14 protein-coding genes are annotated in these 15,751 nt (G+C 39.2%); 7 read left to right on the top strand and 7 right to left on the bottom strand.

Translation table 11 applies throughout. The features are described 5' to 3' along the window. Nucleotides 1-22 precede the first annotated feature (22 nt). From pstB to EV194_RS02210, 4 genes are all read left to right on the top strand, one after another. A complete protein-coding gene (gene pstB, locus EV194_RS02225) occupies nt 23-829 on the top strand; it encodes a phosphate ABC transporter ATP-binding protein PstB (RefSeq protein WP_132432203.1) in 807 nt (268 codons plus the stop codon). A 66-nt stretch (nt 830-895) separates the two neighbouring features. After that, entirely contained in the window at nt 896-1,594 is a 699-nt protein-coding gene (locus EV194_RS02220; RefSeq protein ID WP_132431647.1) for a phosphate signaling complex PhoU family protein, read from the top strand. 115 nt (nt 1,595-1,709) lie between these two features. Next, the gene (locus EV194_RS02215) at nt 1,710-2,405 is read left to right on the top strand and encodes a response regulator transcription factor (protein ID WP_132431645.1); all 696 of its coding nucleotides are present in this window, start codon (nt 1,710-1,712) and stop codon (nt 2,403-2,405) included. A 24-nt stretch (nt 2,406-2,429) separates the two neighbouring features. Further along, nucleotides 2,430-4,196: a sensor histidine kinase gene (locus EV194_RS02210; RefSeq protein ID WP_132431643.1), complete on the top strand. Its 1,767-nt coding sequence runs from the start codon at nt 2,430-2,432 to the stop codon at nt 4,194-4,196. 549 nt (nt 4,197-4,745) lie between these two features. On the opposite strand, the gene EV194_RS02205 is transcribed toward EV194_RS02210, so the two are convergent. From EV194_RS02205 to ispG, 4 genes are all read right to left on the bottom strand, one after another. Further along, nucleotides 4,746-5,240, bottom strand: a complete 495-nt coding sequence (locus EV194_RS02205) for a GNAT family N-acetyltransferase (protein WP_132431641.1) — start codon at nt 5,238-5,240, stop codon at nt 4,746-4,748. Between the two features lie 4 nt (nt 5,241-5,244). After that, nucleotides 5,245-5,535: a type II toxin-antitoxin system TacA family antitoxin gene (locus tag EV194_RS02200; RefSeq protein WP_132431639.1), complete on the bottom strand. Its 291-nt coding sequence runs from the start codon at nt 5,533-5,535 to the stop codon at nt 5,245-5,247. A gap of 375 nt (nt 5,536-5,910) precedes the next feature. Next, the gene (locus EV194_RS02195) at nt 5,911-6,696 is read right to left on the bottom strand and encodes a hypothetical protein (RefSeq protein WP_132431637.1); all 786 of its coding nucleotides are present in this window, start codon (nt 6,694-6,696) and stop codon (nt 5,911-5,913) included. 128 nt (nt 6,697-6,824) lie between these two features. Further along, complete coding sequence (gene ispG / locus EV194_RS02190; RefSeq protein ID WP_132431635.1) at nt 6,825-8,702, bottom strand: (E)-4-hydroxy-3-methylbut-2-enyl-diphosphate synthase; 1,878 nt, start codon at nt 8,700-8,702, stop codon at nt 6,825-6,827. A 98-nt stretch (nt 8,703-8,800) separates the two neighbouring features. Between ispG and gldA the strand changes: the two genes are divergently transcribed. Continuing rightward, the gene (gene gldA / locus EV194_RS02185; protein WP_132431633.1) at nt 8,801-9,709 is read left to right on the top strand and encodes a gliding motility-associated ABC transporter ATP-binding subunit GldA; all 909 of its coding nucleotides are present in this window, start codon (nt 8,801-8,803) and stop codon (nt 9,707-9,709) included. A gap of 5 nt (nt 9,710-9,714) precedes the next feature. Here the strand turns inward: gldA and pdxH are convergent, their stop codons facing one another. Continuing rightward, nucleotides 9,715-10,368, bottom strand: a complete 654-nt coding sequence (gene pdxH / locus EV194_RS02180) for a pyridoxamine 5'-phosphate oxidase (protein ID WP_132431631.1) — start codon at nt 10,366-10,368, stop codon at nt 9,715-9,717. A gap of 419 nt (nt 10,369-10,787) precedes the next feature. Between pdxH and EV194_RS02175 the strand changes: the two genes are divergently transcribed. Continuing rightward, nucleotides 10,788-12,095, top strand: coding sequence for an acetyl-CoA hydrolase/transferase family protein (locus tag EV194_RS02175; protein WP_132431629.1), 1,308 nt, complete (start codon nt 10,788-10,790; stop codon nt 12,093-12,095). Between the two features lie 53 nt (nt 12,096-12,148). Here EV194_RS02175 and EV194_RS02170 read toward each other — a convergent pair whose 3' ends face one another. Further along, entirely contained in the window at nt 12,149-13,165 is a 1,017-nt protein-coding gene (locus EV194_RS02170) for a DUF4097 family beta strand repeat-containing protein (protein ID WP_132431627.1), read from the bottom strand. A gap of 140 nt (nt 13,166-13,305) precedes the next feature. After that, the gene (locus EV194_RS02165) at nt 13,306-14,670 is read right to left on the bottom strand and encodes a UDP-N-acetylmuramate--L-alanine ligase (RefSeq protein ID WP_132431625.1); all 1,365 of its coding nucleotides are present in this window, start codon (nt 14,668-14,670) and stop codon (nt 13,306-13,308) included. Between the two features lie 170 nt (nt 14,671-14,840). On the opposite strand from EV194_RS02165, the gene EV194_RS02160 reads away from it, so the two are divergent. Next, nucleotides 14,841-15,713, top strand: coding sequence for a hypothetical protein (locus tag EV194_RS02160; RefSeq protein WP_132431623.1), 873 nt, complete (start codon nt 14,841-14,843; stop codon nt 15,711-15,713). The last annotated feature ends 38 nt before the right edge of the window (nt 15,714-15,751 follow it).

The raw sequence follows: 15,751 nt of genomic DNA, 5'->3' as shown, positions 1-15,751 counted from the left end.
CGAAAATATAAAGTCTTCAGCTATGACAACAACAAACGAAATTGAAACCACCGTTGAGAAAAAGGAGACTTCCAGAGTCAGGATGGAAGCAAAGAACCTGACCATAAAATATGGAACCAATGTGGCGGTGAGAAATCTCTCAATGCCCATCTATAATGAGAAGGTAACAGCACTGGTAGGTCCATCCGGATGCGGAAAAACCACTTTCCTCCGTTCTTTGAACCGCATGCACGATTTAACCAAATCCGCCCATATAACGGGCGAGGTCTTGCTCGATGGAAACGACATTTACGACCCGAAAGTAAACCCGGTGACCATACGCCGAAAAATTGGGATGGTTTTTCAAAAACCCACACCGTTCCCTACCATGTCAATTTACGACAATGTTGTTGCGGGACTAAAATTGGTGGGGATACGAGACCGAAAGTTGCTTAACGAGGTGTGCGAAATTGCTCTAACACAAGCAGCGCTATTTGATGAGGTTAAGGACAGACTGAATGCTCCAGGCGGGAGTTTGTCAGGTGGTCAGCAACAAAGGCTATCGATTGCAAGAGCTCTGGCCATCAAACCTGAAGTTATTCTGATGGATGAACCAACCAGTTCATTGGATCCCAAATCAACGATGAAGATTGAAGATTTGATTGTTGAGTTGAAAAAGAAATACAGCATCGTTATAGTTACACACAACCTTGCCCAGGCTGCACGGATATCTGATTATTCTGCATTTATGTATCTTGGAGATTTGGTTGAGTATGGTAAAACCAAAAAGATGTTCCAAAACCCCGAAGATAAGAGAACTGAAGAGTACCTGACAGGAAAATTTGGTTGATGGATGACCTTCATTATCTTAATTCTGTATTAAAATTTAATATCTTAGGAAATAAATCCTGAAAAAATGAGTGTTAAAAAAGAAAAGGCTTTAGCCGACCTGAATAAAGAGTTTGAATCATATTCAAACTTACTTTTGAAGCAGTTACGTCTTCTTGAAACCATCATCGAAACAGATGGAGGCACTGTCTCTGATGAGCATTTTAATGAAATAAAGAAGAACGAAAAAGAAATTGATAAATTTGAGGTGAAACTGAGCGACGATATCATCAATATCATTGTTCTTTATAACCCGATGGCTGCGGAACTGAGATTGTTGATGGCAATGTATCGCACATCTCTGAATGTTGAGAAAATTGGCGACATGGTCGCCAATATCATCCGTAACATTAAAAAAGCGGATGATGTTAAGGCATTTCAAAATCATACAGAAGCCATTCTCGATATTCTCATCATCAGCATAAATATGGTAGAAAAGTCCTTGCTGGCATTGAGAAATAATGATATGGACTATGCTGTTTGGACTATCAAGAATGATGATGTGGTGGATGAGTTGCACCGCTCTTTTGCCAAAAGAATCACCAAAAAGCAGCTGCCAAATGTAAAATCTCAATCCGAGATTAAAACTTTCATTAATTTATTGAATATAGTGTCGTATATTGAGCGAATTGGAGACAATGCGACCAATATTGCTGAAGCAGCAATTTACTCAAGTATGGGTAAGGACGTTAGGCATAAACATGTGAATATCGATTCCATATCCTGATCAATAGATCGTTTGACTTTAATAATTATAGATTTAAGCTACAGAACATATTAAAGTTTGAACGAATCCAGAGGTTTTGGAACAAAGCTTATGTCGCAATTAAAAATACATTAAAATGCAAACTGCCCGGATATTAGTTGTTGAAGATGAACAGGACATCTGTGAAATCCTCAAATTTAACCTTGAGAGCGAAGGCTTTTTGGTGTCTGTTGCCAATTCTGCTGAAGAGGCTCTTAACATGAAACCGGAAAAGTATGACCTTTTCCTGCTTGACATTATGATGGGAAAAATGTCCGGCTTTCGGTTGGCTGAAATCCTTAAAAAGGAACGTAAAATTGAGGCGCCGGTAATTTTTCTTACGGCACGTGATACCGAAAACGACACCCTTACAGGTTTCAGTTTAGGAGCAGATGATTACATCTCTAAGCCTTTTTCTATCAGGGAAGTTATTGCAAGGGTAAAGGCTATTTTAAACAGGGCTAGTAAACTTGGGAAAAAGGAGGAAAACATCACCATTGGTGATATGATGATTGATGTGTTCAGTAAAAAGGTGATGGTAAAAGGACAGTCAGTCGTCCTGACTAAGAAGGAGTTTGAGATTCTTTTGTTGTTGGCCGGAAACCCCGGTAAGGTCTTTTCCCGTGAAACCATTATGGACTACGTATGGAAGGATGATGTGGTGGTAAACGACAGAACCATTGATGTACACATTGCAAGGCTCAGAAAAAAAATGGCTGTTTATGGAAAGGCATTTGTGAACCGTTCGGGGCATGGATACTGTTTTGAACCTGAAAAAATAGCACAGTTGTAGTTTATTACTTGTAAAACTCCAGTTATGATTGCAAAAACCTCATACCGAAGGAAACTATTCATCTATTTTTTGATGGTATTTCTGGTGTTCTCTTCCGTTATTGCTATTTTTCAATATCATAGGGAAAAACAATATCGCATTCATGAGTTGAAGAGTATTTTAGAGACTTACTCCGATATTGTAAACAGTTATATTGTTTACAACAATATTTACTCAACCGGAAGTTTTGAGTATCTTGATTCGATCAAAAAGATATTTCCACGGGATGATATTCGTATAACGGTGATTGATTTTAACGGTAAGGTGCTGTATGATAGTTTTTTTAAAAACTATCATGAATTGGCAAATCACATCAATCGACCCGAAGTACAAAACGCACTTTTTTACAACCGTGGTTCAGACATCCGTCTTTCATCATCTACAAATCAGGATTTTTACTATCTGGCTAAAAGGTACGATAAATATTTTGTGCGATCGGCTGTAGTTTACAGTCTGGGTATTAAGGAGTTTTTAAGTGTGGAAAATCTCTTTTGGTATTTCATTGCCCTCTTGTTTTTATTAACCAGCAGCGTGTTACTTTTTGTTTCCGATACTGTTGGAAAATCCATTCTTAAACTTAAAGATTTTGCCATAAGAGCCGCCAATAATGAACCCATTGATTCCCCATCTAAATTTCCCGAAAATGAATTGGGTGTTATTGGAGAACAGATTGTAAACATCTATAACAATCTGCACAAAACCAACAATGAACTGGCTGCCGAAAGGGAAAAACTGATTCAACACATACAGGTCTCCAAAGTTGGAATTGCACTGTTTTCATCGAATAGTAAGAGGATATTTGCCAACAACTTTTTTGTTCAGTATCTGAGTGTGATTTCTGATACACACATGGTAAACGCCGACTCGTTTTTGGAAATTAAAGAGTTTGCACCAATCCGGGAATTTATTGATTTTCATTCATCATATTCCATTTCATTTAAATCCTTGCCGGTTAAAAGGTTGGCCATACATGCCAACGCGCGCTTCTTCGAGGCTCAGTGTATTATTTTCCAGGACAAGAGTTATGAGGTGTCCATAACTGATGTTACACGTTCCATTAAGGAGAAGATACTGAAGCAGGAAATGACCTCCAACATAGCGCATGAATTAAGAACGCCTGTAAGTTCCATAAAAGGATACCTTGAAACCATTTTAACACACAAGGATGTAAAACCTGAAAAAGTAATTTACTTTGTGGAGAAAGCTGCAGGTCAGATAGAGCGCTTATCGCAGCTGATTCGGGATATATCTATGCTCACCAAGATAGAAGAGGCCTCTGGATACTACAAAATGGAAAAAACCGAGTTGCGTGGTGTCATTGATGAGGTAACAGAAAATCTGCAATCGCAGATTTCAGTCTTCGATGCAGAAGTGGAGATCAATATAAAGTCCGACACCTTTGTAAATGGAAACAGGGAATTACTCTTATCGATTTTTCAGAATCTTATTGAGAACTCATTAAAATATGGAGGGGAAAACGTAAAAATTCATATCAATGAATTTTTAAATGAGGAAGGAAAAGTATTTATCTCTTTTTCAGATAATGGCCCCGGTATTGATGAAGAGCATCTTGGTCGTATTTTTGAGCGGTTTTACCGAGTTGAAAAGGGCAGAGCAAGAGAAAATGGTGGAACTGGATTAGGGCTTGCCATAGTAAAAAATGCCATAGAACTCCACGGAAGTGAAATCGTGGTAAAACGCCCCAAAAGTGGCGGTGTGGAATTTATTTTCTCTTTGACTTTGGAAAGTTGATTCAGATTGAAAGGTTTAATTCTATCAATGTAAAGTGATCTTTCGATGTAATTAGTCATTTCACCTATATGTTAAACTTCATGCGGATATAGGGGATTCTTCAAACATGATTGAAGAATGTGCCTAAAACATTAATTTCTTCAGGTATAAAAGAAAGATCGTTAGTCCCGACTCCCTCGGGATAGATTATTAGATGTAAGATGCTGAGCATAGCGAAGTCCCGCTCAGCGGGATTAGACGCAAGTAAGTTTCTTATTATCAGTTGATTGCACGACATTGCAGTGACGTCGTAAACGTTTGATAATTAGGCAGATAAAAAAGATTAGCGAGCTATTATGATAGAAAGATGTATTAAAAAGTCAATATTCTTCAATCATAGATGTATTAGGTTTTAGACTTGTTGGCAACGGTCACATATATGAAATGTTGGGGGATTGCGGGCGTCATCACTGTCTGCCGTTACAAAAGTTGGTGCGGGGCAGAAAGTTTCGCATAAACACCAAAACCTCAATCTTTTATATAAGATGTTTTTTACGCAGTATTGTTTTATTATTCGAAGAGTTCCTTTAGTGTTTTGATTGCAATAAACATTTTTTCGCTGTCTGGCAGTTTTATAAAGTCATACCGTTCGTAAAACAACTCTGCTTCTCTATCTATGGGGTCTACAACTACCGCAAATGAACCAATTTCCTTTGATAGTTCATAACTTCGCCTCAATGCGTCAATTAATAAAATCTTCCCCAATCCTTTCCCTTTAAAGTTTTTGTCAACTGCTAATCGTCCCAATAAAGTAGTCGGAATGCAATTATAAGATTGAGGTAATTTTCTTTTTATTGGTTCTGGAAAACAGCTAAGTGGAATACTATTATTTGATAATGTATAGTATCCTTGAATGAAATAAGTTTCTTTATCAGCCAACACAAAACATGCGGATAATTTTCTTTTAATATCTTGTCCTGCATGGGTTTTTAAATAATTGTTTAACAGCTCTTTCCCGCAGTCAAACTGGATTCTATTGTGCTTCTTGTCTAATAGTTCTATCATAGTTCTATATTGAGCCAGAGACAAAAGCATTATAATCATCCAACGCCTTTTTCAAAGTTTTAGATGGCTTTCTTGGTTTAGTTATCGCATCAAAGAATATTTGACTATCTTTTTCGGAAGCAATTATTTGTTCTTTCTCTTTGATTATTTCTTTTGCTTTTTCTTGAGCTGCGATAATAACGAAGTCTGTTAGATTCCGAAATCCACCCAAATATGCAGCTCTTTCAAAGAATTCTTTTTGTTCTTTGGGAAGGCGTGCATCAAATCTCGCTTGTTCTTTTATCGTTCTTTTCATATACTCTAATTTGTATTTTAAGGTCACATGGAATTCGCCTTATAGTCATTGGATGCGCCGATCTTCGATGCTCCTTTGTGTCAGCTGATTCTCATGGCTCGTTTCATAAATGTAATTATTTCTGCAAATATACGTAAATATTCCGTACAAATATGCAAATTGTACGTTAATATTCAGTACGTAATTCGGTGGTGTATATTGGGTACAACATGGTTTTATTCATGAAAAGAGTCTTAGACCTAAGCTCCAGACAGTGCAATCGATTAGAATCTTTCATAAAAATGCCCTCCGGTAACATGAGTTTGAGTCCGGAATTAAAAAACCTAATGGAAGTTTTCGATTAATTCAACGTTTAAGATGCAGAAATCTAATATATTATCTTCTTTTATTAAACACTTCCATGGTGTTGTCGTAATTCAGATAATAATTGCCACGTTCAAGGTTGGCCACTTGGAGTCTGTCACCAAATCCTCTGACCACGATTCTTCCAAAGCCATCAAAAAGTTCATATAGTGTTGCTTCAGAAAAACGGATGTAATTGCCATCAGAAGTAATATTAAAAGTAACCGGTTGTTTGTTACTTATGTAAGTGATTTCTCCTGATAATCGGCGGTTTCCCCTGGAATCAACCTGTCTGATTCGAAACCTGTTGGTGCCGGCATGCAGTCTCACTTCAGCCGAATAAGTATGTTGTCCCGGTACGCCTTTTCCGTCAACACGGCCGGTTTCAACCCACTTGTTCCATCTGAATTGTTCAATGATGAATGGAAGTGGACCAGTTTCATTTCGGGTGTTCCAGACTAACTTTCCGTTTTCTATATGTAACCCTTCAGCTACGAAGGTTGCCCGTGCGTTTAATACGTCTGCATTAAGGATGTTTGGAGAACATCCTTCCTTATAATTTACGCGTATGGTTATGGGTTCTCCCAACCGGAAACCAAAAACTGACAAATCAACTTCAAAGGCACTGGAGTTTATCTCATCTGTGGTGGTCATTCCGTTTACAGTTACTTCATAAACACAAAAACCCACACCGGTGGCAGCAAACGGATTTTTTATATATAAATTCTCTCCCTGATATGTGCCTCTTAGTTCAATTTGCCCGGCCGGTAGCATCGTCGAATTTACGACCAGCAGCATGAATAGGAGAATTTTCTTCATTTATCTAATATTAGAAAAGTTAATGCTGTTTTTGGGTACTCAATATTGCAATTTAAAAAAAGCTTTTAGCCTTTGCAAAAAAAACTCAAACGATTCCATTATCAGCGTTATAAATTTGATAAATGGAACTATTTTATCGGATTAACCCAATCTCCGTTTTCTTTAATCAGTGTCACCAACTCTTCTACTGCATCTTTCTCGGGGATGCTTTTTTTAATCAGTTCCCGTTTTCTGAACAGGGATATTTTTCCCGGACCTGCACCTACATAACCATAATCTGCATCGGCCATTTCTCCTATTCCGTTTACAATGCATCCCATCACAGCAATTTTCAGCCCTTTTAAATGTCCGGTTTTCTCCTGAACAAGTCTGGTGGTCGATTGCAAATCAAAAAGTGTACGCCCGCAACCGGGACAAGAAATATATTCCGTTTTTGAAAAACGAACCCGCGAAGCCTGCAAAATTCCAAATTGCAAATCAATCAGTTGAGAAGTTGGTAGGTCGCTCGCATTGATTGAGATTCCATCTCCGAAGCCATCCAAAAAAAGCAGTCCCATATCGGCAGCCGCAATAATCTGAGCCTTATCAACTGTCGTGTTTTTATATTTTCGATGGATGATAACAGGATGGTTTAAACCATGATTTTGCATGGATAAAAAGAAAGCTCTTTGTTCTGCAATGCCGTTTTGATTGTCGGTTATCAACAGAACAATGACATTGTTCTGCTTTTTGAGTAATTTAATGCACTCCGCATTCAAATCATGGTATCTCATTTCCAAAACAGAAACATTGTTATCCGTTATTCTATTAAAGTCCTCCGCTTTATATAGTGGCCAAATATTGTCTGCAGGTTCTGCTTTTTCGTGGGGAACTATTTTGATGCAATGATCCCAGCTTTTTGGAACAGAAAAATGTGGGTCATTTGTAATGTATGCTTCCGGCGCGGTTTTGCTTTCGCCTGTAATGGCCGATTCGCGCAAATCCGCGATAACCATGGCCTGATTTTCTCCCCCAACGCCTGCCACAGTCATTGTTTCTCTCTTTTTATATTGATATGGAGAATAATGAGAGGTGTTCGTTGGTTCAATGGGTTGATGGTTTTTAAAACCATCAAAATGCTCTTTCAGTTCACGCGCAACCGGAATCTCAGCTTCCGGATCTTCAGTTAGCGATACCCTGATGGTATCTCCCAATCCATCGGCCAGAAGTGCCCCGATTCCTACTGCCGACTTAATGCGTCCATCTTCACCTGCACCGGCTTCGGTTACGCCAAGGTGCAGAGGATAGTTCATTTTTTCCTGAATCATGGTGGCAGCTAAAAGTCTGACGGTATGCACCATCACCCTTGTATTGCTCGATTTGATGCTGAGAACGATGTTGTTAAAATCATTTTCACGACATATTTCCAGATATTCCATGATGGATGCCACCATTCCTTCGGGAGTGTCTCCATATTTTGCCATGATGCGGTCAGATAGACTTCCATGGTTTGCGCCTATGCGGATGGCGGTGTTGTTCTTTTTACAGATGTCAAGAAATGGAATGAGCTTCTTTTTAATTTCGGATAGTCCTTGCAAAAACATCTCGTTCGAGATGTTTTCCAATTCAAATTTTTTAGCACCCCCGGCAAAATTGCCTGGGTTGATTCGTACTTTATCAACAATTTGTGCTGCAATTTCAGCTGCATTGGGATTAAAATGAATATCGGCCACCAATGGAAAATCGTAACCTTTGGTTGAAATCTCCTCCTTAATGGCTTTAAGATTTTCAGCTTCCCTTCTGCCTTGAGTGGTAATGCGTACAAGCTCTCCCCCTGCTTGGAACACGCGAATACACTGCTCTGCGGTCTCTTTTGTATTCAGCGTGTTTGTTGTGGTCATGGATTGCAAACGAACGGGATAATCGGCTCCGATTATGACGTTGCCCGCTTTTATGTTGCAGGTTTTAAATCGTTCATATTTAAAAAGCGATTGACAATATTGGGGCAAATGATTCGATTCAGACATTGGATATATGGTTGAAATGATTGTATATGGAATTACGATGCAAAAGTATTCTCTCTTGATCGAAAATTAATAACTTTATGCGATAAAAAACAATTAATATGTCCATTTCAGTTTCAGGTGTTTCAAAATTTTACGGCTCACAGCAAGCATTGAAAAATGTGTCGTTTCAGATACAGAGTGGCGAAGTGGTTGGTTTTTTAGGCCCCAACGGTGCCGGAAAATCCACCATGATGAAGATTCTTACCGGCTATTTACCGGCTTCTTCGGGAGATGTGCAGGTATGTGGTTTCGACGTTACCGCCAACAGCGTGGAGTTTCGCCGGAAGGTTGGTTATCTGCCGGAACACAATCCTCTCTATCTGGACATGTATGTAGCCGAGTACCTGAGGTTTATTGGCTCTGTTTATAAAGTCGGAAACATCAAAAAGAGGGTAGGGGAGATGATTGATTTAACCGGACTGGAACCTGAACGACATAAAAAAATAGGCGCTTTATCTAAAGGTTTTCGTCAGAGGGTAGGTCTCGCCCAGGCTCTTTTGCCCGATCCGGAAGTGCTTATTCTTGATGAACCGACTTCAGGGTTGGATCCAAACCAGATTGTTGGTGTACGAAATTTAATCAACGATTTGGGAAAGAGCAAAACCATTTTGCTCTCCACCCACATTATGCAGGAGGTAAAAGCCATTTGCGAGCGAGTCATTATAATTCATCAGGGAGATGTGGTGGCCGATGAGCAGCCCGAAAATCTTGAAAGCGGACATCGTACCGGAGAAAATGAACTCACGGTGGCTTTTGACCGGCAACCTGCGCCCGAACAACTCATAACCATTGATGGGGTGGCAGGTGCTGATTTAATTAACGGTAAATGGATTTTAAGAGTAAAGGCAGGCAAAGAGATACGGCCTCAGCTGTTCCGGTTTGCTGTTGATAATGATCTGATTATTATGGAACTGACTCAAAAACAAAAATCGCTGGAGGATGTGTTCCAGTCACTTACCATCGGTTAGCAGATTCAGGGAGCAAGAATTTCATTTTTCCATTTGTTGTTAATTAATCTGTAGCAGAATCGTTGGTGCATCCTTCCCGGTTGCCCCTGCCAAAATTCAACATAATTGGGTATTACTTCGTATCCTCCCCAGTGTGGCGGCCTTGAAATTTTCTGGTCCTTAAATTGCTTTTCTGCTTTATTATAATTTTCCCGAAGAGCTTCAAAAGAATCCATTTGTTGGCTTTGAGGTGAAGCCCAGGCACCAATTTGACTGGTTCTGGGTCTTGAATCGAAATATTCATCGGATGATTGAGGAGATATTTTTGATGCTTTCCCCTCAATTCTCAACTGCCTTTCCAGCAAAGGCCAGAAGAACAGTAATGAAACATCAGGATAGTCTTTAATCTCCTGTGCTTTATGACTGGTATAGTTTGTGAAAAATTGAAGTCCGTTCTCTGTTACTCCCTTTAACAAAACAACTCTGCTGTGGGGTTTACATTGAATATCAATGGTAGAGAGAATCATCGCTGTGGGTTCCGGATGACCGGCATCAACTGCGTTGGTTACCCATTGCAATATTTGTTGCAATGGATTTTTACTCATTTTATCAACTTTTATTCCCGATTGAGTATAGGTGTCCCTTATAGATCTCAATTTATTATTGACTTCAAAATTCATAATAACAATAGATTGTTACGTTTTAAATTAGGATATATCTGGTACAGGTTCTGATTTGGTATAAAATCCTCGTGTGGGATTTAATATCTACTTATGTTCATGCCTCTGGTTTTTAGGGAGCAGCTATATTTCAAACAGTTTTATGTTGTTAAATTATACAACATCCCATTTTAAAACGGCAAAAGTATCACTATTGTTCACTTTTTGATTTGTTTTTTTCAAAAAAAACAAAAAATGTGCTATTAAGCATTGCTTTAAATGATTTTATATCTGGATAAAAATGATATTTTTGCACCGTTTTTCATCCCCCCAATATTTTCTCAACCAGTTTAATGAGGATTCCTGCTTCAAACAAGATTGGCAGGCAGGGGACTGAGCAAATAATAATTTGAAAGTATAAATATAAAACTGTTTATCAGATGCGTTACAAGCCAGTTACAGCCGAAGAGGCAGTAAAAGTCATTAAGTCAGGCGATAGAGTTCACCTGAGTAGTGTTGCAGTTACTCCACATGCCTTGATTAAGGCCATGGTTGAGAGGGGACGAAAAAAGGAGTTTTATGATGTGAAAGTTCAACACATCCATACCGAAGGGCCTGCACCTTACGCCGATCCGGCACTTGAAGGCGTTTTCCAGTTGGAGTCATTCTTTGTTGGAGCCAATGTTCGCAAAGTTACTCAGCAGGGGTATGCAGATTACATCCCCGTGTTTTTGAGTGAAACTCAAAAATTGATCCGCCAGGGTTACCTTCATGTAAACGTTGCTATGGTGCAGGTATCTCCTCCCGATAAGCACGGTTTTGTTTCATTGGGAACATCTGTTGATGCAACATTGGCTGCTATAGAAAATGCCGATACTGTAATTGCACAGGTCAATAAACATGTCCCTCGTGCATGGGGTGATGCCATGCTTAGCATTCGTGATATTGACTATTTTGTTGAGCATGATGAGCCTTTGTATATTCATAACAATGCTCCGCTTTCGGATATTGAAAAGGCCATTGGCCGAAACGTAGCCGAGTTGGTTGAGGACGGAGCTTGTCTTCAGATGGGAATTGGTGGTATTCCAAACGCTGTTTTGGCCGAATTAGGAAGCCATAAGGATTTGGGAATTCATACCGAAATGTTCTCCGACGGTTTGCTTCCGCTGATAGAAAGTGGTGTGGTTAACTGTAAGAAGAAACAGATTGACAAAGGTAAAATTGTTGCTTCTTTCCTTATGGGATCACAAAATCTTTACGATTTTGTGGATGACAACCCCATGGTTGCCATGATGGATGTTTCGCACACCAATGGAATTCACGTTATCCGTAAAAACAAAAAGGTTACGGCCATTAACTCCGCGTTATCAGTAGATTTAACCGGACAGGTTTGTGCCGATAGTATTGGAACCACTCATTATTCAGGAGTAGGTGGTCAAATTGACTTTATCCGTGGTGCAGGTCATTCAGAAGGTGGTAAACCAATTATTGCCATGCCTTCGGTAACGTCAAAGGGTGTTTCTAAAATTACCCCCACTTTAATGGAAGGTGCAGGTGTTGTTACCACGCGAGCCAATATGCATTGGTTGGTAACGGAATACGGAGCCGTTAATTTGTATGGTATGAGTCTGCAAAACAGAGCTAAAGCCATTATTTCTGTTGCTCATCCTGATCACCGAGAAATGCTGGACAAGGCTGCCTTTGAGCGTTTTGGCCCACATTTCCATTTTGCGTTTCCTACGAAGTAAAGCGAGAATATATAAAGGGTGCTATTCAAATGGAATAGCACCCTTTTTTGGTTTTATCTGAATCTTTGATTTCCCGAAGTAGTTCTGGCCGTCACCACTATTTCTCCGTCACCATATACCAGATTACGGGTAGCGCGGGTGTTGCCAACTGTTAAACTTCCCGATGTTGTTGTTAAATTAAAACTGAGCATGTTCAGATCGGTTCCAAGCGTTACATCAATGTTTCCCGATGTATTGTAAAACTGACTATTCGATGTAAGTACCAGATCATTTCCGCTGATTCTGCCTGAAACACTCTTCAGGTAAAGACCGCCCACCACACCATCCAGACTTATGGAGCCGGAACTACTCGTGGCATTAATATCTCCTCTTATGGATTGGAGATTAATCGCTCCCGAAACGGTCTTTACATCAACGGATCCAATCACCTGATCTGCAGTTACCGAGCCTGATGTACTTTTGACAATCACGCCATTTAACACAGATGAAGCCTTTACTCTGCCAGAGACAGAGTTTACATTGAGTTCACCTTGCACCTCTTCAATGGACGTGGAGCCACTCAAGGTTTTCGATTCAACATTCCCAATAATTCTAGTGGCATTAATGCCACCGGAAACGGTAGAAACTTTTAAATTTCCATTGATGTTTTCAGCACTGATCGTTCCGGATAAGGACTTTAGTTCTACGGTTGACGTTCCTGCATCTTTTGTGACAATGTTGCCAGAAATGGTTTCAACCTGCAGTTTTATTGATGATGGAACGGTAAAAGCCAGAAAACCTTTAGTTTGAGCAGGCAAATTATCAGGTTTATCAATCCAAACCGAAAGAACACTTCCTTTTTGTTCATATCTGATTTTGATCTCCTCGTGTCTTCTCACAGCACGAATTTGTCCTTCAAACTCAACAACTTTATCTGTACCGGCCAAAATATCAACTTTGCAAAAGACGCCTCTAACATTAAGTTGGGTTACATTCTCAAAACTCTCTTTAACCGAGTCTATCAGTTCCTGTCCTTTTAAATTAGTTAAAAAAAGTATCAGGAAAATCAGAAGGGTAGTTTTTTTTCTCATAACATGGGTTTTTAAACATTTCAGGTTTATATAGATGTGACGGTTAAACAGAGCAATAGTTACAGATACCGGATACGTTTCAATATTATACGCTTCTGATTTCTGAAAATGAATGTTTTAGATAAAATCAGTATGCAAATTTAGTGGTTCATGACTAGTTTGTCAACCATGTTTTTAAGATCAATCCCTCCTAAGTTTCCGGATGTCATGATTAATAAATTTGAATTGCTCAATGAGTTTTTTGAAATGTATGTTTCTAACTTATCGGCGGTGGTTATAATGTTTTTTTCATCAATGCCAAAAGCTTTTGCTACCTCTTTTGGAGCAATGGATGCAAGCTTTTTGTGTGATAGAACATCTGGATTGTAGAATACAATTGGCTCATCAGCCAATTGTAATGTGTCTTTGTATTGAGGAAGAAACTCCTTATTCAGACTGCTGAATGTGTGTAACTCCAGTATTGTAACAAGATTTCTTTCCGGAAATCTCTCCTTAACTGCTTCAACAGTGGCCTTTACCTTCGACGGAGCATGAGCAAAATCGTAAAAAACAATTCCTGATGAGGTCTCCGCCAGCTGTTGTAGCCTTCTTGCTGCACCTTTAAATGATCTCATTGCCGTTAGAAAATCATCAGCAGTTAATCCCAGCCTGAGACAGATGTTGAGTGCCCCGGCCATGTTTTCCATGTTATGTTTTCCAAAAACAGGGACAGGATATTCTTTGTTGTTGTAGCGAATGATTGTGGAGCTGTTTTTTGCAATAGATTCGAGTGATTGATATGGTTCTATTGATATATTTCTGTTTTTATTTTTGATGATGTTGGCCAAAACTGGATCATTTTCAAACCATGTCAGATAGCCTTCAGTCCGCACGGAGTCAATAAACAGTTCAAACTGTTTATTGTATTCATCAATGGTTGGGAACACATTGATGTGATCCCACGCAATTCCTGTAATTAAAGCAATATCAGGTTTATACCATAAAAATTTCGGACGTAAATCAATAGGAGATGACAAATACTCATCCCCTTCAAATATTGCGATTTTGGCGCTTTTCGAGATTTTAACCATGGTGTCAAATCCCTCCAGTTGAGCCCCAACCATGTAATCAAAATCTACATTGTTAACTTTCAGAGCATGCATTACCATGGATGTAACGGTGGTTTTTCCATGGCTTCCGGCAATTACAACGCGGGTTTTGTTCTTGCTCTGCTCATATAAAAATTCCGGATATGAATACACTTTAATCCCCTGCTCAATGGCGGCCAGAAGTTCGGGGTTGTCCTTTCTTGCATGCATTCCCAATATGATGGCATCCAGATTTTTTGTTATTTTTTCAGGATTCCAGCCTTCTGTCTCCGGTAAAATACCATGTTTTTTAAGTCTTGTTTTACTGGGTTCGAATATTTCATCATCGGAACCGCTTACATCGGCTCCGTTTTCTTTTAAGGCAATGGCCAGATTGTGCATGGCGCTTCCACCTATGGCAATAAAATGTATCTTCATTTATTCTGAATAAACTTGTAAATTATCCCTGATGTTTGCTTTGGCGACAGATTAAAATTAAGGTTTTCGTGATTATTTACAAACCGCACTGCGTTTTTTATTAGGATACTGCAACTCTGTTGGAGTTCTCATGGCATACATTTTGTTAAAGAAGGGAAAACCTTATTCCTATGTCAAAATTGAGTTTGTATCCCAGTCCCGTTCCTAATCTGAATGCGCAGAAGGATTTAAATTGTCGTGCTACAAAAATGAAGAACAGTCGTAATGTTCTGTTTCTTTTGCTATTTTATCTCATTGTAATGCCCTGTTCTGCTCAGGTACGTGATGTTCGCGAAAATGTGTCCAAGGACAGATCATCCGCACGCAGGAGCAGCTCCGGTTCAACCAGTAGCACATCTTCCCGTTCAAACTACCAATCGGATGATGATAATTTGTTTTGGTTCGAAATGATTGGATTTATGTTCCGTGGTATCGGTCAGTTGGCATATGTTATAGATGATGCCCAACGCAACACAGTTCATCAACGACTCTATCATCCCGAACTGGTATCACTTCAAACCACAACAAAAGCAGGAATCGATTTCAGATCAAATGCCTATATGATTAATCCCGGAATAAGAGGAAATCGGGGTCTTTTTGCGACGGATTTTAATTGGTTGTATGTAAATGACATCACCGGGGGGATGGCTATTATTGACTGGCAGGTTTTAATTATTCGGATTCCAATTCGCACATTTAAATTCGATTACGGTATCGGATTCAGTCATTTTACTGATCCTGAGTATACCTATTTTGATCAGAGTTTAGGGTTTGAAAAAACTTTTACCGGCGGAAATATTAATTTACAGGGACAGTATAAATGGAGCAACAAGTCGAACTTTGGCCCCAGATACAGAGAAGTATTTTCCATTGAAGGGGACTTTTATCTTACCAATCTAGGGCGATTCCGTTTATCCCCATTTCTGGGATATAATTACCAGAATTATTTTAATTCAACTTCCTTTAATTTTATTACCCTGGGGGTAAAATTCATATTGCAATAGGTTCTGTTTTGATTCTTTATATTCTCTGTTGCTCCATA

It is taken from the genome of Natronoflexus pectinivorans (genome assembly GCF_004345615.1).
Classification (GTDB): Bacteria; Bacteroidota; Bacteroidia; order Bacteroidales; family Marinilabiliaceae; genus Natronoflexus; species Natronoflexus pectinivorans.
Note: the sequence above shows the minus strand (reverse complement) of the source record. Positions and strands in the feature narration are given on the sequence as shown.

Coding starts and splice junctions, on each gene's coding strand:
- gldA (WP_132431633.1), top strand. CDS start 8,801: ATGTCCATTTCAGTTTCAGGTGTTTCAAAATTTTACGGCTCACAGCAA.
- EV194_RS02160 (WP_132431623.1), top strand. CDS start 14,841: ATGTCAAAATTGAGTTTGTATCCCAGTCCCGTTCCTAATCTGAATGCG.
- EV194_RS02200 (WP_132431639.1), bottom strand. CDS start 5,535: ATGAAAAGAACGATAAAAGAACAAGCGAGATTTGATGCACGCCTTCCC.
- EV194_RS02205 (WP_132431641.1), bottom strand. CDS start 5,240: ATGATAGAACTATTAGACAAGAAGCACAATAGAATCCAGTTTGACTGC.
- EV194_RS02215 (WP_132431645.1), top strand. CDS start 1,710: ATGCAAACTGCCCGGATATTAGTTGTTGAAGATGAACAGGACATCTGT.
- EV194_RS02175 (WP_132431629.1), top strand. CDS start 10,788: ATGCGTTACAAGCCAGTTACAGCCGAAGAGGCAGTAAAAGTCATTAAG.
- EV194_RS02165 (WP_132431625.1), bottom strand. CDS start 14,670: ATGAAGATACATTTTATTGCCATAGGTGGAAGCGCCATGCACAATCTG.
- pdxH (WP_132431631.1), bottom strand. CDS start 10,368: ATGAATTTTGAAGTCAATAATAAATTGAGATCTATAAGGGACACCTAT.
- EV194_RS02195 (WP_132431637.1), bottom strand. CDS start 6,696: ATGAAGAAAATTCTCCTATTCATGCTGCTGGTCGTAAATTCGACGATG.
- pstB (WP_132432203.1), top strand. CDS start 23: ATGACAACAACAAACGAAATTGAAACCACCGTTGAGAAAAAGGAGACT.
- EV194_RS02220 (WP_132431647.1), top strand. CDS start 896: ATGAGTGTTAAAAAAGAAAAGGCTTTAGCCGACCTGAATAAAGAGTTT.
- EV194_RS02210 (WP_132431643.1), top strand. CDS start 2,430: ATGATTGCAAAAACCTCATACCGAAGGAAACTATTCATCTATTTTTTG.
- EV194_RS02170 (WP_132431627.1), bottom strand. CDS start 13,165: ATGAGAAAAAAAACTACCCTTCTGATTTTCCTGATACTTTTTTTAACT.
- ispG (WP_132431635.1), bottom strand. CDS start 8,702: ATGTCTGAATCGAATCATTTGCCCCAATATTGTCAATCGCTTTTTAAA.